Origin of the sequence: Xylophilus sp. (assembly GCA_009914555.1) — a bacterium.
In the GTDB taxonomy this organism is placed as follows: Bacteria; Pseudomonadota; Gammaproteobacteria; order Burkholderiales; family Burkholderiaceae_C; genus WNDY01.
This window is the reverse complement of the sequence record WNDY01000073.1, coordinates 1-17,297: the sequence shown is the minus strand read 5'-3', so window position 1 is coordinate 17,297 and position 17,297 is coordinate 1. Positions and strand designations below refer to the sequence as shown.

Annotated in this window: 14 protein-coding genes; 10 read left to right on the top strand and 4 right to left on the bottom strand. The window is 69.0% G+C overall.

The genetic code is table 11. From position 1 onward, the window contains the following. From GAK38_RS21020 to gph, 4 genes are all read left to right on the top strand, one after another. On the top strand, nt 1-176 hold a 176-nt coding region (locus tag GAK38_RS21020; protein ID WP_325345865.1), incomplete at its 5' end, for an IS3 family transposase. A 47-nt stretch (nt 177-223) separates the two neighbouring features. Further along, nucleotides 224-1,567: an aspartate aminotransferase family protein gene (locus GAK38_RS21015; protein ID WP_325346890.1), complete on the top strand. Its 1,344-nt coding sequence runs from the start codon at nt 224-226 to the stop codon at nt 1,565-1,567. Continuing rightward, nucleotides 1,564-2,451, top strand: coding sequence for a transporter substrate-binding domain-containing protein (locus GAK38_RS21010; protein ID WP_325346889.1), 888 nt, complete (start codon nt 1,564-1,566; stop codon nt 2,449-2,451). The genes GAK38_RS21015 and GAK38_RS21010 overlap by 4 nt, the downstream gene beginning before the upstream one ends. Before the next feature lie 118 nt (nt 2,452-2,569). Further along, nucleotides 2,570-3,295 carry a phosphoglycolate phosphatase gene (gene gph / locus GAK38_RS21005; RefSeq protein WP_443089254.1) on the top strand — a complete coding sequence of 242 codons (726 nt, stop codon included), beginning with the start codon at nt 2,570-2,572 and terminating at the stop codon, nt 3,293-3,295. Between the two features lie 65 nt (nt 3,296-3,360). Here gph and GAK38_RS21000 read toward each other — a convergent pair whose 3' ends face one another. Beyond that, nucleotides 3,361-5,085, bottom strand: coding sequence for a methyl-accepting chemotaxis protein (locus GAK38_RS21000; protein WP_325346887.1), 1,725 nt, complete (start codon nt 5,083-5,085; stop codon nt 3,361-3,363). Between the two features lie 442 nt (nt 5,086-5,527). Between GAK38_RS21000 and GAK38_RS20995 the strand changes: the two genes are divergently transcribed. Together GAK38_RS20995 and GAK38_RS20990 are read left to right on the top strand one after the other, a co-directional pair. Further along, the gene (locus tag GAK38_RS20995) at nt 5,528-7,057 is read left to right on the top strand and encodes an anthranilate synthase component I family protein (protein WP_325346886.1); all 1,530 of its coding nucleotides are present in this window, start codon (nt 5,528-5,530) and stop codon (nt 7,055-7,057) included. A gap of 161 nt (nt 7,058-7,218) precedes the next feature. Further along, nucleotides 7,219-7,572: a chorismate mutase gene (locus GAK38_RS20990; protein ID WP_325346885.1), complete on the top strand. Its 354-nt coding sequence runs from the start codon at nt 7,219-7,221 to the stop codon at nt 7,570-7,572. Between the two features lie 80 nt (nt 7,573-7,652). On the opposite strand, the gene GAK38_RS20985 is transcribed toward GAK38_RS20990, so the two are convergent. Together GAK38_RS20985 and GAK38_RS20980 are read right to left on the bottom strand one after the other, a co-directional pair. Then, nucleotides 7,653-7,871, bottom strand: a complete 219-nt coding sequence (locus GAK38_RS20985; RefSeq protein WP_325346884.1) for a hypothetical protein — start codon at nt 7,869-7,871, stop codon at nt 7,653-7,655. A gap of 2 nt (nt 7,872-7,873) precedes the next feature. Then, a complete protein-coding gene (locus GAK38_RS20980) occupies nt 7,874-10,132 on the bottom strand; it encodes a TonB-dependent hemoglobin/transferrin/lactoferrin family receptor (protein WP_325346883.1) in 2,259 nt (752 codons plus the stop codon). Nucleotides 10,133-10,494: 362 nt separating this feature from the next. Between GAK38_RS20980 and GAK38_RS20975 the strand changes: the two genes are divergently transcribed. From GAK38_RS20975 to GAK38_RS20960, 4 genes are read left to right on the top strand one after another with little or no spacing between them, the layout of a single operon-like run. Continuing rightward, nucleotides 10,495-15,015 carry a cobaltochelatase subunit CobN gene (locus GAK38_RS20975; RefSeq protein ID WP_325346891.1) on the top strand — a complete coding sequence of 1,507 codons (4,521 nt, stop codon included), beginning with the start codon at nt 10,495-10,497 and terminating at the stop codon, nt 15,013-15,015. Further along, nucleotides 15,012-15,692 carry a hypothetical protein gene (locus GAK38_RS20970; protein ID WP_325346882.1) on the top strand — a complete coding sequence of 227 codons (681 nt, stop codon included), beginning with the start codon at nt 15,012-15,014 and terminating at the stop codon, nt 15,690-15,692. The genes GAK38_RS20975 and GAK38_RS20970 overlap by 4 nt, the downstream gene beginning before the upstream one ends. A 4-nt stretch (nt 15,693-15,696) precedes the next feature. Beyond that, entirely contained in the window at nt 15,697-16,296 is a 600-nt protein-coding gene (locus tag GAK38_RS20965) for a MotA/TolQ/ExbB proton channel family protein (protein WP_325346881.1), read from the top strand. Then, nucleotides 16,293-16,661, top strand: a complete 369-nt coding sequence (locus tag GAK38_RS20960) for a DUF2149 domain-containing protein (RefSeq protein WP_325346880.1) — start codon at nt 16,293-16,295, stop codon at nt 16,659-16,661. The genes GAK38_RS20965 and GAK38_RS20960 overlap by 4 nt, the downstream gene beginning before the upstream one ends. On the opposite strand, the gene GAK38_RS20955 is transcribed toward GAK38_RS20960, so the two are convergent. Next, nucleotides 16,651-17,112, bottom strand: a complete 462-nt coding sequence (locus GAK38_RS20955; protein WP_325346879.1) for a Fur family transcriptional regulator — start codon at nt 17,110-17,112, stop codon at nt 16,651-16,653. The two genes, GAK38_RS20960 and GAK38_RS20955, sit on opposite strands and share 11 nt — an antisense overlap. Between the last annotated feature and the right edge of the window lie 185 nt (nt 17,113-17,297).

The window sequence follows — 17,297 nt, the reverse complement described above, 5'->3', positions numbered from 1 at the left end:
TGAAGACGGCCTGCGTCCATGGTCAACGGTTTGCCACACGCGAGCAGGCACGCCAGGCGGTCATGGACTGGATCGCCTTCTACAACCATTCGCGGCTACATTCGGCGTTGGGCTACCTCAGCCCCATGCAGTTCGAACAACGCTGGTTGGCGACGCAGCGCAAATCTGCCGCTTGATGACCGGGCTATGCACTCCGGTTTTCAGGGGCAACCTCAGTCCCGGCATGATCGAGCAACTGAGAGCAGCAGCCAAAGAATTCATGGTCCGCTACGGCGGCGACACCTTCCCGAACCTCTTTCGAAGCGCGCGCGGCACCGTCGTGATCGATGACACCGGCCGGGAGATCCTGGACTTCACCTCGGGCCAGATGTGCGCCACGATCGGCCACAACCACCCGGCGATCGTGCGTGCGGTACACGAGGCAGGCGAGAAGGCCTTCCACCTGTTCAGCGGCATGATCCCCGAGGTCGTCGCCGAGCTGGCGCAGAAGATGGCGCAAGACTGGATGCCCAAGCCGCTGACCAAGTCGATCTTCGTCAACACCGGCTCCGAGAGCAATGAGGTCGCACTCCGCCTGGTCAAGATGTATACCGGTGGCTTCGAGATCCTGGCTGTCGGCGGTTCCTGGCACGGCGTGACCGGCGGCACCAGCGCTGTCTCGTTCGCTAGCGACCGTAAGGGCTATGGCGTGCACGTGCCCGGCGTTTTCGTCATGCCGGAGCCCAACGCGTACCGCCCCTACATCAAGGGCCTGTCGGGCGAGGAGTCCGCCCTGGTCTGCCTGGAACTTGGGCTAAAGATGTACGACATGGCGTCCACCGGTCGGCGCGCGGCCATCATCATCGAGCCCATCATCAGCGCCGGAGGCGTACTGGTACCGCCGAAGTCTTACATGCAGGCCCTGCGAAAGGCCGCCGACGACCGAGGAATGCTGCTGATCTTCGATGAGGCGCAGACAGCGTTCGGCCGCATCGGTCATCGGACGGCTTCGGACTTCTACGGGGTCGTGCCGGACATCATGTCTGTCTCCAAGACCATGGGCGGCGGCCTGCCGCTGGCCGCCACAGTCACGAGCCAGGCCATTGAACAGGACTGCTTCGAGAAAGGATTTACCTTCTATACCAGCCATGTGTCGGACCCATTGCCCGCCACTGTGGGCTTGGCAGTGTTGGAGACCATCAGGAGCGAGGGCCTCATCGAGCGTGCGCGCTCCACCGGCGCCTACCTGCGCGAGCAGTTGCTGGGGTTGCAGCAGCGCTACGAGTCCATCGGCGATGTGCGCGGAGAAGGCCTGCTGCTCGGCGTGGAACTGGTGAGCGACCGCGAGACACGCCTGCCGCACCACGAGTTGGGCGCGCGCACCACCAAAAAGTGCTTCGAACTCGGCCTGAGCATGAACATCCGGCGGCGCCCCGAGCGTGGGTCCGTCTGGCGCATCGCGCCGCCGCTGACCGTGTCGCACCAGGAGATCGACCGCGCGATTGCCATCTTGGATCGTGCGCTCAAGGAAAGCCTGGACGAGATCGCGGCACCTGCGCCCGTGCTGACCACGCAGGCGGCTGCATGAAGGCCGCGATCACCGGCGTCGCACTGGCCGGGCTCGCCATGGCCAGCGCCATGGCCCAAGAATCCGGCACCCTGGCCAAAGCGAAGGCGAACGGCAGCATCGTCATGGGCGTGCGCGATGCGTCTGTTCCCCTCTCGTACGCCATAGGGAGCGGTTTTGTCGGATACCACGTGGAGTTGTGCGAGGGAGCGCTGAAAAAGCTGCTACCGGGTGTGGCCATCAAGGCTATGGCCGTCACACCGTCCAACCGGCTGCCGCTGCTGCAAAACGGTACGATCGATATCGAATGCGGCTCGACGACGAACAATCTGGCGCGCCAGCAATCGGTGTCGTTTGCCAATACGACCTATATCACTGAAGCGCGCTTCGCCGTGAGGACGTCGAGCGGCATTACCAGTGCGGAAGACCTTCGGGGCCGTAATGTTGCGACCCCCACGGGGACGACCCTCGTGCAGCGTCTGCGCAAGTTGCAGAAGGATGGTGGAGTGAACCTGTCGCTGGTGACGGCAAAGGACCATGCCGAGAGCTTCTTGCTGCTGGAAACCGGCCGGGTGGACGCGTTCGCAATGGACGACAACATGCTGGCCGGCGTTATTTCGAATGCGAAGACCCCGTCGGATTTCCGCATCGTCGGCAAGCCGCTAGGCATCGAGCCCATCGCGATCATGCTGCGCAAAGACGACGTGGCTTTCAAGAAGGCCATCGACGGCTATATCGCCGAATCGTATGCCTCGGGGGCTCTGGAAAAGCTCTACGCCAAGTGGTTCCTGTCGTCGATTCCTCCACGCGGTGCGGTCATCAACATCCCCCTGAGCGATTCCTTGCGAGCCGCATTCGCTGCGCCGAATGACCGTCCTGCCGAAGCCTACGAGGATGCCCGGTAATAGTAAGAAGTGGCCCAACAGACCGCTGAAGTAGCTCGGCGGTGGCACGCCGATCGTCGGGACCATCCGCTATGCCAACCAGTTTCTCGACACCGGCCACGGCACGCTCGGCTGGACTATGGCCTGCGGCTGCGGCCGGGTACATTTCCGGGCTGTGAACACCTCATCTCTTCCGCCCCTCTCGGCCTTCGACGCCGCCATCGTCGACCTCGACGGCACCCTGGTCGACACGCTCGGCGATTTCACCGAAACCCTGGCCCGCACGCTGGCTGACCTGGGCCTGCCCGCCATTGCGCCGCAGGCGGTGGAGCACCGGGTCGGCAAGGGCACCGAGCACCTGCTGCGCAGCGTGCTGGCCCACGTGCTGGGGCCGGACCGTGCCGGCGAGGCCGCTGCGCTCTACGAGCCGGCCTGGGCCCGCTACCACCGGCACTATCCGGATGTGAACGGCCGGTTCTCGGTGCTCTATCCCGGTGCGGCCGAAGGGCTGGCCGCGCTGCAGGCCGCCGGCCTGCGGCTCGCCTGCCTGACCAACAAGCCGCGCGACTTCGCCGTGGCGCTGCTGCAGGCCAAGGGCATCGCCGGCCACTTCGCCGCCGTGTTCGGCGGCGACAGCTGCGAGCGCAAGAAACCGGACCCGCTGCCGATCCTGCGGACCTGCGAAGCGCTCGGCAGCGTGCCGGCGCGCACGCTGGTCGTCGGCGATTCCAGCAACGACGCCCGCGCCGCCCGCGCGGCCGGCTGCCCGGTGGTGCTGGTCACCTACGGCTACAACCACGGCGAGCCGGTGCGCGGCGTCGATGCGGACGGGTTCGTGGATCGCATCGGCGAAATCGGCGGTTGAGGGGGTATACGCCGCTGGCGGGCGAGAAACGTAGGCTGATGGCTGTTGGATGGGGGAGTATAGGTTTAGAACGAGGTCCAGTCATCCTCGCTGCCCGGGGCCATGGCCACGCGCGGCGCGGGTGCCGCGACGGGCTTCGGCGCCGCATGGGCCACGGCCGCCGGCTTGCGGACCGGAACGGCGCGCGCAGGCGCGTGCGCCGGGGCTGCGGCGCTCGCCACCCCGTGTGCCGCGACCGCGCGCTGGTCGCCCGCCAGCCGGAACACCGACACCGCCTGCACCAGCTGCTCGGCCTGCTCCCGCAGGCTTGCGGCCGCGGCGGCCGACTGCTCCACCAGCGCCGCGTTCTGCTGCGTGGCCTGGTCCATCTGCGTGACCGCCTCGCCCACCTGCGCCACGCCGCTGCTCTGCTCGGCGCTGGCCGCGCTGATCTCGCCGACGATGTCGGTCACCCGGCGGATGGCCGAGACGACTTCGCCCATGGTGGCGCCGGCCTTGTCGACCAGGGCGCTGCCTTGCTGCACCCGCTCCACGCTGGCGCCGATCAGCCCCTTGATCTCCTTGGCCGCCTCGGCGCTCCTCTGCGCCAGGCTGCGCACCTCTGCGGCGACGACGGCGAAGCCGCGGCCCTGTTCGCCGGCGCGGGCGGCTTCGACCGCAGCGTTGAGCGCCAGGATGTTGGTCTGGGAGGCGATGCCGTCGATCACGCCGATAATGTCGGCGATGCGGCGGCTGGAGTCGTTGATGCCCTTCATGGTGTCGACCACTTCGGCGACGACCTGGCCGCCCTGGGTGGCGACGGTGGAGGCGCCCTGGGCGAGCTGGTTGGCCTGGCGGGCGTTGTCGGCGTTCTGGCGCACGGTGGAGGCGAGCTGCTCCATGGAGGCGGCCGTTTCTTCGAATGCGGAGGCCTGCTGCTCGGTGCGCCCGGAGAGGTCGCTGTTGCCCTGGGCGATCTCGGCGCTGGCCGTGGCCACGCTGTCGGCATTGCGGCGCACGCCGGCTACGGCGGCCGCCAGGCGCTGTTGCATGCCGGCCAGCGCATGCAGCAGCTGGCCGGACTCGTCGCGGCTGTGCGCGGCCACGGGGCGCGACAGGTCGCCGCCGGCGATCGCCTCGGCCGCGGCCAGGGCCTCGCGCATCGGCCGCACGACCGAGCGGGTGGTGATCCACGACAGGAAGGCGCCCAGCAGCACGGCGGCGGCGGTCACCAGGCCGAGCAGCCACTGGCCATGCCGCGCGAGCGTGGCATTGGCGTCCTGGCTGTGCGCCAGCCGCTGCTCGACGTGCTTGCGCAATGCGTCGATGCTGTCCAGGTAGGCCGCAGCCAGCGGCTGGAGTTCGCCGTCCACGCGCGCGGTGACGTCGGTGGCGCCGCCGCCGTAGACCTGCTGGATGGCGGCGCGCCGGCTGCGGTAGGCCTCGCGGGTGCGCGAGATGGCGGCGATGAGCGTGCCGCCTTCGGCATCGTCGACCAGGGCTTCGACCCGCTTCTGCTTGCGGGTGGTGGTGGACGAGGTCGCGTCCATCTCGGCCTTGAGCTTCTCGCCGAATCCGCGGTCGGCGGTCTTCAGCGCGGCTTCGGTGCGCACCCAGTTGATGCGAATGTCGGACGACCAGTCGTGCACCAGCACCTGCAGCTCGATCTCGCGCGTGGCCACGCGGTCGCCGGCCTCGTGCAGCGCGGACATGCGCGTCGCGCCGATGCCGGCCACGGCCGCGGTGAGGAGCAGGATGGCGCCGAACGCGATGCCGAGTCGGGTGCCGATGGAGAGGTCGCTGTACTTCATGGTGGTCGGGGAGCGGACGGACGGGGCAGAAAAAAGGATGCGGTGCGGTGGACAGGATGCAGGGGCCGGTGCGCATGCGCCTTGACGTGGAACAAGGCCGCCGGCACCCGTCGGGCGGTGGTGGAGGCAAGCAAAAACCGTGCGGCGATTCTTGGCAGGCCCGGCGGAGCGCGGCAACAGGGTTTTCGCGCGGAGGGCCTTTGCTACACTCGCGCGGATGTTCATCCACCGTGTGATCGGCACAGGTCGAAGCGACCGGGGAGCCTGGCCCTGGCGCTGAGCCAGCGCACGCTCAACGCTGACCGCACCGGGCGCACGCCATGCGCGCCGCGTGCACCGTGGCCCCACCGCCGGGGCCGTCCCGCATGAACCACTGCGCGGCATCCTTGCTTGCATCGGACTCTCCCAGAGCGGTGCCGCGCCGAGCCGGAGCCCCCATCCCGTGATCACCGAATCCGAATTCACCCGCCTGAGCGCCGAGGGCTACAACCGCGTGCCGCTCGTCGCCGAGGCCTTCGCCGACCTCGAGACGCCGCTGTCGCTCTACCTCAAGCTGGTCCACGGCGCCGAGGGCCCCCGGTCCGGCACCAACAGCTTCCTGCTCGAATCCGTCGTCGGCGGCGAACGCTTCGGTCGCTACAGCTTCATCGGCCTGCCGGCGCGCACGCTGCTGCGCGCCCGTGGCTACGGCGACGAGGCCGCCACCGACGTCGTGACCGGCGGCGCCGTGGTCGAGACTGCGCGCGGCAACCCGCTGGACTTCATCGCCGCCTACCAGCAGCGCTTTCGGGTTGCGCTGCGCCCCGGCCTGCCGCGCTTCTGCGGCGGCCTGGCCGGCTACTTCGGCTACGACGCGGTGCGCCACGTCGAGCGCAAGCTGGTCCACAGCGCGCCGCCCGACACGCTGGGCCTGCCGGACATCGTGCTGCTGCAGTGCGAGGAACTGGCCGTGATCGACAACCTGTCGGGCAAGCTCTACCTCATCGTCTATGCCGACCCGGGCAGGCCCGGCGCCTATGCCGCGGCGCGCGAGCGGCTCGACGGCCTGAAGGCGGCGCTGCGCCGCCCGGTGGCCGCGCCCGTCGTTGCGCCAACGGCTGCGCAGCCGGCCGAGCGCCCGTTCGCCAAGGCCGACTACCTCGCGGCCGTGGAACGCGCCAAGGAACTGCTCGCCGCCGGCGACTTCATGCAGGTGCAGGTCGGCCAGCGCATCGAGAAGCGCTTCGACGCCTCGCCGCTGTCGCTGTACCGCGCGCTGCGCTCGCTCAACCCGAGCCCGTACATGTACTACTACGACCTGTCGGGATCGCTGCCGGACGGCGGCGACTTCCACGTCGTCGGCGCCTCGCCGGAGATCCTGGTGCGTCAGGAGACGGTGCCCGAAGGCCGCAAGGTCACCATCCGCCCGCTGGCCGGCACCCGCCCGCGCGCGGCGACGCTCGAGGAGGATAAGGCCGTCGAGCAGGAACTCGTCGCCGACCCGAAGGAGCGCGCCGAGCACGTCATGCTGATCGACCTGGCGCGCAACGACATCGGCCGCATCGCCAAGACCGGCACCGTCAAGGTCACGGAAGCCTTCGCGGTGGAGCGCTACAGCCACGTGATGCACATCGTGAGCAACGTCGAGGGCATCCTGCAGGATGGGTTGAGCGCGATGGACGTGTTCAAGGCCACGTTCCCGGCCGGCACGCTGTCGGGCGCGCCCAAGGTGCATGCGATGGAACTGATCGACCGGCTCGAACCCACGCGCCGTGGCCTCTACGGTGGCGCCTGCGGCTACATCAGCTACGCCGGCGACATGGACCTGGCCATCGCCATCCGCACCGGCGTGGTCAAGGACGGCACGCTCTACGTGCAGGCCGCCGCCGGCGTCGTGGCCGATTCGGTGCCCGAACTGGAATGGAAGGAAACCGAAGCCAAGGCCCGCGCGCTGCTGCGCGCCGCCGAACTCGTCGAAGAAGGCCTGGAGTGAATAGCGCACAACGACCCCCGAGCAGCTTCGCTGCCTCCCCCCTTCTCTCGCTGCGCGGGAAGGAGGGCGCCGCCGGGCGCGGCGGGGCGGCCCTTGCGCGGCGCCCACTCGCCCGGAGCGCGCCGGTTGCGAGGATCATTGCAACGAGAAGGAAGACCCAGATGTCCCAAAGGCTCACCATCCCCGTCGAACACTGCGGCACCATGGCCGATGTGCGGCGCCACATCGACGCGCTCGACGACCGCATCGTCGCACTGATCGCCGAGCGTGGCGGCTACGTGGCCCAGGCCGCGCGCATCAAGCAGAGCGCCGACCAGGTCTACGACGGCCCGCGCATCGAATACATCGTCGACCGTGTGAAGGCCCAGGCCCGCGGCCTGGGCGCGCCCGAGGCGGTGGTCGAGGCTGCCTACCGCGCCATGATCGACGCCTTCATCGCTTACGAGGGAGGCGAGTTCGCCCGCCTGCACGCGCCTGCGTCCGAGCCGCAAGCACCGCAAGGGGACGCCGCATGATCCGCCTGAGCCTCCTTGCCGCCCGCAGGATCGAAACGGCCCCATACCCGCTTCGAGATATGCCGTGCCCAGACCGCGGATCACGCGATGGGTGCGCCCCTTTTATCGGCCGCCTGTTGGAACCAGGCGCGCACGCGATTCCAGTGGGCATCGCCATAGAGCTTTCGAAACCTCTGTGTTTCATCGCATTCCGGATCGTTCCAGACAGCAAGCCGTCCAGCTGCATACTCAGGCGTCAAAGCGATCCCGCACTCGACGGTGATGCAGTGTCGCCATTGGTCATAGGTGCGGGGAATCATGATCAGAAGTCTACCTTGAGGCTGGCCGACACCGTACGGCCTGGGGCCGTGTAGGCCGCGAGCCGCGCGTCGTTGCCCGAGAGGGCGCTGACCATGGACCAGTCGTAGTACTGGCGGTCGAAGAGATTGAACACCCCGAGGTGGAGCGTCGTCCGCCTGCCGAGCCGGACATAGGCCGTGACGTCGACCGTGGCATAGCCCGCAGTGGTCAGCGGCACCGGCACGGTGGATCCCGTCTGGGTCAGCGCCGTGTTGACCCGCTTCTTGGCCGCGACAAAGTTTCCGATGAGCTGGCCGCCGTACTGGCCGCCGCGCTGGTCCCACTTCAGACCGCCGACCAGTCGCGCGGGCTGGATGCCGTTGATGGGCTGATCGCTGGTCTTGTCATTGCCCACGGACCACTGCAGCGCGCCGATGAGGTTCCACCGGGAGGACGCCTGGATCCACCGGTTCAGGGAGAGACGGCCGCGTGCTTCCACGCCGTAGATCTCGACCTCGTCGATGTTGCGCGACTGGAAGCGGCGGATGGGACGCGACCCGACCGTGGGCCCGGCCGGGATGTAGGCGATCATCTGCGTGTCGATGAAGTCCCGGTAGCGGTTGTAGAACGCTGCCACCTCATATGAGCCGGCCTGTGACTCGCCTTTCAGCCCCAGCTCGATGCCCCTGCTCTTCTCGGGCTTGAGGTCGGGTGAGGGGATGAAGTCATGGATGAAGGTCGCCACCGGCACCTGGCCGATGCGGTTGAGCTGGTCGTACGTGGGCATGCGGAAGCCCGTCACATAGTTCGCGTATACCACCTGTTCGGGCTGCCATTCATAGCTCAGGCCCAGGCGTGGCGTCAGTGCGTTCCTGGAGAGGCCCACCGGCGTACTGCCCGCCACATTGGCATTTGCGAACAGCGCATCGGGCTTGGGCGAGAGTTCGTAGCGGTCGTAGCGCAGGCTCGGGGTCAGGCGCAGCCTCCCGTCGCCGAAGGCCATCTCGTCCTGCACGAAGACGCCGACGTTGCGGATGTCCGTGTCCGGCGCGATCTTGCGCGGGTATACGTCGCCGTCGACGACATTGGTTGCGCCGGCGCCCGTGACCGTCCGCTGGAGCGCGTCGTTGTACAGGCTGACCGACTTCGACAGCAGGTCCATGCCGGCGACCCAGCGATGCGTCACGGAGCCCGTCTGGCGCTGGCCGTCCAGTTGCACGCTGCCGGACCACTGCGGTTCGCGGTAGAAAAGCAGGGTATCGCGCAGGAGGGCAGGCGTGGCGCCCGGCGGCTGGCGGTTCTCCGCGGTCCGCTCCTGGCTGGTGCTGCGCTGGTAGTCGAGCTGGGCTTTGAGGTTGTCGAACCAGGCGCTGGCGGGGGCGTAGCGATAGGCCAGGCCCACACGCGCTCGGGTGCTGCTGTCGTCAGCGGAACTGCCGTTGAGGCGTGTGCCCCCCGTCAGCGGGCCGAGGAGCGAAAGCTGGTTCGTGCGGATCTTCTGTTCGTAGTGCTCTCCGGTGAACGTGAGGCTCTGCTCGGCATCGAGGTCGAGGATGGACTTGAGCAGCAGGTTGTGGCCCCGCCCGTCCTGGGGGGTGGGCTGCAAGGCGCTGTCGCCATGGTTCCTCAGTGCATGGCCATCGCGGGCCGTCAGCGAGATCAGGTTGCGTGTCGCGCCGGCGTGGAAGGCGAGGTTCGTGTTCGCATAATGGCTGCGATCCGCGCCGTCATAGCCGGCGGAGGCGCTGCCCGCGAACGTCCGGTCGCCCGTGAGGAAATCCGTCGGCGACAGTGTCTTGAAAAGCACGACCCCCGCCAGCGCATCGCTGCCGTAGAGGCTGGAGGCCGGTCCGCGCAGCACCTCCACGCGCGCCAGGGAGAGGGGATCGAGCTTCAACTGGCCAAGGTTGGCCCCCGAGGCCACATAGCCGCCGGGCAGCCGCACGCCATCGACCAGCATGCCCAGCCGCTGGCCGCCGATGCCCCGCACCTCGAGCCCGGCCTCGCCGCCCCGGCCGCGCGGCTCGCGCTTGACGGCGATGCCGGGTTCGTAGCGGAACAGATCCTGGAAGTCCGTGACGAGGTTTTCCTGCATCTGGGCTTCGTCGATCACGGAGACCGTCGCAGGCGTGCTGACGGCCGGTGTCGGCCGCCGCGTCGCCGTGACCACCACGGGAGCGAGGGCGGCCGTGGATGTCTCGGGCGATGCCGGCGCATCGGCAGACTGGGCCAGGCAGGCAGCGGAGGCGACGCCGGCCATGCCCACCGTAGTCTGAATCATCCAGCGAGGAAGCGGGTTGCTGATAGATGCAATTTGGCTGCAATTACATGAAAAAAATAATGATAAGTCATTATCGTTACCATAGACCTTCTTGATCTGATTTGGAGCCGATGTGGTGCGTGGTGGTGGAAGAAGCGGGCGCTGGCGAGTGCTGCTGCTGTGGGCTACCCTGAGTCTGGCGGCGCTGGCGGCCGGATCGACTGTGTGAGCGGCGTGGCGGACGTGGATCGCGCCGACGCGCGTCGCGTTGGTGAACTATCCGGATTTCCAGGCGGCGCGGATCCTCAAGGCACGTCCTGGCGCCTTCGTGCGCGTGGAAGCCCTCGAAGTCGGCCGGCTGCGGCGCGCGCGACTACGACTTGGTGCTCGTGTTCGGCCGCGGGCTCAAGCTGAGCGACGAGCAGCTCGAGGCGCTGCGTGCCGCGGGCTTTGCCGGCACGCCGGTCTACGTGGACGGTGCGACCAACCCGCAGCGCGACGTCACCAGCCTGAAGGGCGCCGATCTCGACGCGGTCGCGGGTTACCTGCGCAACGGCGGCAGCGTCAACTACGCGCGGATGCTGAACTACGCACGCCGGGTGTTCGATGGCAAGCGCCTGTTTTCCGTGGAGGTCGAACCGCCGCAGGCCATTGCGCAGGATGTCTTCTTCCATCTGGACGAGAACGCCGTGTTCGAGGACTTCGCGGCGTTCGAACGCTGGCTGCGACAGCGCCCCGGATGGACGCCGGGGCGGCCGCGGCTTGCGCTGCTGACCAGTGTGCCGGGCCCCTTCAATGCCAACCGCGACCACGTGGACGCCGTGATTCGCGCCTTCGAGGCCAAGGGCTTCGACGTGGTGCCGATCGCCGCGATCCGCAAACGGCTCGACTTCCTGCGCAAGGCTGATCCCGCTGCCGTGGTCTTCATGCCGCATGGCCGCCTGACACTGGGCCAGGCCGACGAGGCACGGCAGTGGCTGGCGGAGCGCAACAGCCCGCTGTTCGCACCGGTGACCGTGTTCTCCGAGCAGCAGGACTGGCTGGCCGACCAGCGCAGCTACGGCGGCGGCTTGCTGACGATGTCCGTCACGCTGCCGGAACTCGACGGCGCGGTGGCGCCCATGGCGATCGCCGCGCAGGAGCGCGACGCGGACGGCTTCAAGGTTTTCCGCGCGATGCCGCAGCGGCTGGAGCGCTTCGCCACGCTGGTGCAGCGCACCGTCGCCCTGAAGGCCAAGCCGAACGCCCAGAAGAAGCTGGCGATCTACTACTACAAAGGGCCGGGCCAGAGCGCGCTGACCGCCGGCGACCTAGAGGTGGTGCCGTCACTGTATGCGCTGCTCAGGCACCTGAAGGCCCAGGGCTACACGGTCGATGGCTTGCCCACTACCGAACAGGACTTCGCGCAGCTGCTGCAGCGGCGCGGCCCGAACATCGGTCCCTACGCCAAGGGCGATTTCGCGTCCTTCGCCCGCGACGCCGGACCGGCCGCCGTGTCTGCTGGAGAACTACGTTCCTGGTGCGGCAAGAGCCTGGCGCAGGTGCTGTGCGAGCAGGTCACCCGGCAGTTCGGCCCGGCGCCCGGCAGCTATCTGCGGCTGGGCGACGCGGTCGCAGTCGCGCGGGTGCCGCTGGGCAACGTGGTGCTGCTGCCCCAGCCGCTGCCGGGCATCGGCGACGAAACCTTCAAGCTCGTGCACGGCACCAGGCTCGCGCCGCCCTGGCCCTATGTGGCCTCGTACCTGTGGACCCGCAACGTCTTCGGCGCCGACGCCGTCATGCACTTCGGCACCCACGGCAGCCTGGAGTTCACGCCCTGGAAGCAGGTGGCGCTGTCCGACCGCGACTGGCCGGACGCGCTGATCGGCGAAGTGCCGCACGCCTACCTCTACACCATGGGCAACGTCGGCGAAGCGATCATCGCCAAGCGCCGTAGCTACGCGACCATCGTCTCGCACCTGACGCCGCCGCTGCGCGAGGGCGGGGCACAGTCGGCCTACAAGCGCCTAGCCGACCTGCTCCAGTCCTGGGACTCGGCCGCCAGCCCGGCGCTGAAGGCGCAGTATGCGCAGGACGTGCAGCACGAGGCGGTTGCGCTGAAGCTGCACCAGGACCTGCACCTGCCCGAGCAGCCGGGCTGGACCGAGGCGCAGCTCCAGCAACTGGCCGACCACATGGAGACGCTGGAGAACGCCCGGATCACCGCCGGCCTGTACACGCTGGGAACGCCCTATGCGACGGCCGACCAGCGCAGCACCGCCCGGCTCATGGGCCTGGGTGCGCTGGTGCAGGCGCTGGCCGAGCTGGACGTGGCGCGTGGCAGCGTGCGCCGCGAGCGACTCGACCGCAGCGCATGGCTCGCCGCGCGCTATCGCCCGCGTGCGGACGCGCTGATCGCGCAGCTCGACCGCGGCACGCCTGCCGCTGACGTGCTGGCCGGCGTGGTCGCGCCCGACGAGCTGCGCCGTGCGGCCGAATGGGAAAGGGCGCAGCGCAAGCCCAGCGATGACGACCTCATCCATGGCTTCATCGGGCTCGCGGACGCACGCGCATCGGCGCCGGGCCCGCGCGGGGGCCGGGCCGCTCCCGACGAGACCGCGCTTCGACAGCACCTCGCGCGCGCGCTCGCCGATCCCGAAAAGCGCACGTTCCTCGCGGAGCTGCGCTCGGACCAGAAATTCCAGCACGCGACCCGCACCCTCGATCCCGAAGCCCTCGAGAAGGCGCGCACCATCGCACGCGCCGTCCCCGCGATGGCGCGCGGCCTGGCAATCGCCACCGATCCGGATGTGCGTGCGCTGCTGCTGGCCATGCAGGCGCCGCCGGTGCGTGCCAAGGTGATCGGCTGGTTGGACGAGCCCGAGCTGCTGCAGCGGGCCGAGGCCGAGGCCGCGAAGGCACGCGAGGCAATGGCCACCGCGGCGCTCGCGCATGTACCTGCACTGACCTTGGCCGAGACCGCAGATGCGGTGCAGCGGGTCGGGGCGCTCGACGCGGCGCAACTGCGCGCCCTGCACGAGTCCTTGCGTTTCTGGCGTGATGCCCCTCCGCTGCCCGGCGAACTGCAGGCGCGCCGGACCGCCGCGGCGCCCGCGCTGTCGCGGCTGCAGGCGGCCGTCGACCGCGAGCAGGCGCAGCGCGGCGGGCGCGAGCGGCGCTTCGCCCAGGCGGTGCTTACCCTGCGCGACCGGCTCGCCGCGCTGCCGGCCTACCAGGCGCAGCTGGCGCAAAGCCCCCGCGTGAAACTGGCGGCGCTGGCCAACGCCCTGGCGGGCGGCTTCACGCAGCCGTCCGCCGGCGGCGATCCGATCGTCAACCCGGCGGCACTGCCGACCGGGCGCAATCTGTTCTCGATCGACGCCGAGAAGACGCCTTCAGAGCAAGCCTGGGCCGTCGGCGTGCGGCTAGCGGACCAGCTGCTGGCGCAGCACCGTGCCGCCCACGCCGGCGCCTGGCCGACCAAGGTCGCGTTCACGCTGTGGGCAGGCGACTTCATCCACACCGAGGGCGTGGCGATCGCACAGATCCTGTACCTGCTGGGCGTGGAGCCGGTGCGCGACGCTTTCGGGCGGGTGGCCAGCCTGCGGCTGATCCCGCGCGAGCGGCTCGCACGGCCGCGCGTGGACGTGGTGGTGCAGACCTCGGGTCAACTGCGCGACCTGGCCGCTTCGCGCCTGTACCTGATCAACCAAGCCGTCGCCCTGGCCGCCGAAGCGCGCGAGGAGGACAACGTGGTCGCGCAAGGCACGCGCGCCACCGAGCGCCGGTTGAAGGAGCAGGGCGCCGCGCCCGCCGATGCGCAGCGCTTCGCGGCGCTGCGCGTCTTCGGGGGCGTCAACGGCAATTACGGCACCGGCATCATGGGCCTGGTGGAGGCGGGCGACCGCTGGCAAAGCGAGGCCGAGGTGGCGCGGACCTACCTGGGCAACATGGGCGCCGCCTTCGGCGAAGGCGACCTGTGGGGCGCCTTCCAGCCGGGTGCCTTCGAGGCCGCGCTCGCGAACACGGACATGGTCGTGCAGCCGCTGGAGTCCAACACCTGGGGGCCGATCTCGCTGGACCACGTCTACGAGTTCATGGGCGGCTTGAACCTGGCGGTGCGCCAGGTCACCGGCAAGGAACCGGCCGCCTACTTCAGCGACTTCCGCAACCCTGCCAACCCAGTGGTGCGCGAGGCCGGCGCGGCCATGGCCGTCGAGGCCTGGGCGACCCTGCTCAACCCCGCCTATATCGAGGCGATGTCGAAGGGCGGAGCGTCCTCGGCCGAGGTCTTCGCCGAGACCTTCCGCAACGTCTACGGCTGGAACGTGACCAAGCCCTCCGTGATCGCGCCGGCGCTGTGGGATGCCCTGCACGAAACCTATGTGCGCGACGCGCAAGGGCTGGGCGTGCATGGCTTCTTCGAGCGTGCCAATCCCTATGCGCTGCAGGAGATGACCGCCGTGATGCTGGAGACGGCGCGCAAGGGCTACTGGAAGCCCGATGCGGCCCGCCTGCGCGAGGTGGCGCAGTTGCACGCGCGGCTCGTGAGGCGCTTCGGAGCGAGTGGCACCGAATTCGTCAACGACAACCGTGCGCTGCGCGCGTACATCGCCCAGCAGCTGGATGCGCCGGACCGCCAGCCCTACGAGGATGCGTTGCAGCGCTCTAACGAAGGCGGGACCATCGACAGCGGCAGGGGCGTGGTGCTGCGCAAGGACGCCAAGCCGGAGGCCCCGGCCGAAGCGGGCGCACAGGCGGGCGATGCGGGCCGGTCCGCGGGGCGGAATGCGTCTTCCGCACGCTGGAGCGGATCCACGCTGCCTGCCGCCGGCGTGCTGGCCGTACTGGCCGTACTGGTGGCGCTCGGGGCCTTGCTGTGGTGGCTGCGGCGCCGGCATGCCGACGATGGAGTAGGCGCGTGAGCGCCACCAGCGCAGGCCTGGCCCTGCTGGCCTCATGCTGGCTGGTGCTGTCCATGGCCCAAGCCGCGGAGTGGCGCATGGGGGGGTGGGCTGGGTTCGCTGCGGTGCTGGCGCTGGCCCTGTGGCTGTCGGGCGACGCGGCGAGCCGCACCAGCATAGCGGCCGTGAGCGCCTGGGCAGCGGATGCCGAGCGGAGGCTGGACCTTTCGGCGCTGCTGCTGGCCGAGGCGCTGCTCTTCGGCGCGCAAGCCATCATGACTGCGCAGGCGCAGACCCTCGCCGAGGCGAGCCGCTGGTGGCGCTGGCTCGGCGCGCTGCCGTCGCCGTCCCTGCTCCTGACGCTGTTCTTCGCGCAGGTGGTCGTGATGCTCTCGGTCGATGGAGTGGATTTCAGGTTGCTGTCCGCCGGCTGCGCCGTGCTGTTTCCGCTGGCATTCGTGGCGGGCTCGTGGGGGCTGCGCCGGGCGCTGCCGGACGTGCTGATGCGCTCGGGCCTGCGCCTGGCGCTGCACGCGGTGCAGGTCGGCGCCGGCATCTGGCTGGCCCGGCCCGCGGCATTGGCCGCCGCCGACCCGCTGCCATCGGCGATCGGCGTGCAGGGCCTCGCGCTCGCGGCCGAGATCGCAACCGTCATGGGCTTGGGATGGCTTCTGCAGCGCCGATCGATTCTGGAATGAAGACATGGAACAACTGATACAGACACTCTCGTGGATCGCCGCTGCCCTGCAAGTGCCGGTGGTGGTCGCCATCCTCTACCTGCTGCTGCGCGGACTGATCGCGGTGGGCGGCTTCTATGGACGTTGGACCGACCGGATCCGCTGGAAGCGCCGTACCGATGGACCTGAAGGTGCGGGTGTGCCTGACGCGACACGCATGATCGAGGCGCTGGCCGCGTCGACCGCCCGCCGGCCTGCGCCGCTGCAGCAGGCCGCCGCGGCGCTGCAGCAGGCCCCGCACGATACGGCCTGGCATGAGCGCGTGATCGCCGGCTTCGAACTGCAGACGGACCGCCAGCTCGCGCTGTACCGCACGATGACGCGGATCGGGCCCCTGCTGGGTCTGATGGGCACGCTGATCTCGCTCGGGCCGGCGCTGGTGGGGCGGGCGGCGGGCGACATCAGCCTGCTGGCGCGCAAGATGGAGGTGGCGTTCGCGACCACCGTTGTGGGACTCGTGATCGGCGCCATCGGATTCCTTCTGCACCAAGCGGCGCAGCGCTGGGCCATGGACGATCTGTCGCTGCTGGACTACCTCAGCGCCAAGCTCCGGGTGCAGCCATGAGCCGGCGGCGGTCTCTGCTGCGCAGAGGGCTCGGCGGCGACGGCGACGAAATGGACCCGCTCGGCTTCCTGATCAACCTCTTCGACGTCGCGCTCGTGTTCGCGCTGGCACTGATGATTGCGCTCGTCTCCAACCTCAAGATGGCCGATCTGCTGACTTCCAAGGACTTCACGGTCGTGAAGAACCCGGGCAAGGCGGACATGGAGATCATCACGCGCGAGAGCGGCAAGGTCTCGCGCTATATGGCGGGGGATGTGCGCTCGGGCAGCCGCCAGGGCCAGCGCGTCGGCACCGCGTACCGGCTGGAGAGCGGCGAGATCGTCTACGTGCCGGAAGAGGACGCCAGCACCCCGGCTACGCGTTAGCGGTGGCGCGGTGCTTTCTGTGCGAAGGCGCAGCAGCCGGGCGCGCCGCGCGCTTGGCTGCGGCCGGCTTCCTGGCCGCCGGCCGCTTGCAGTCGCTGCACAGCCCGTACAGGGTCAGTTCGTGCCCATCCACGGTGAAGCCCCGGGGCGCAAGCTTTTGCATGTCGCCGGGGCAGGCGTGCACATCGAAGACCCGACTACAGCCGTGGCACCGGAAATGGTGATGGTGCTTGTGATCCGCGAGCTCGTAGCGCGGCAGCTCGCCTGGCCACTCAACGAGCTGGATCTCGCCCGCGTCCGTGAGCTGCTTGAGATTGCGGTAGACGGTGGCGAGACCGAGCGCCGGCACGTCGCGCTGGGCCTCGATCAAAATTTCCGAGGGAAGCAGCGGGCGCCCGGCCGTTTCCATGACCGAGCGGATCGAGTGGCGTTGGCGGGTTGAGCGTTCCATGGGTGCCATTGTCGCAGCGTGGGCAACCGCGCACCACTGTCATTGACTAATGACTATCTGTCGCATCCCGGATGATTGCATAAGCGAGAATCGCTATCCACTCTTCATGGCCCGAGCGGTGATGCGAGGATTGATAGAGTCACTGCAATCACCTCCGGAGGTCCAAGCATGCTGATCGCCCTGCA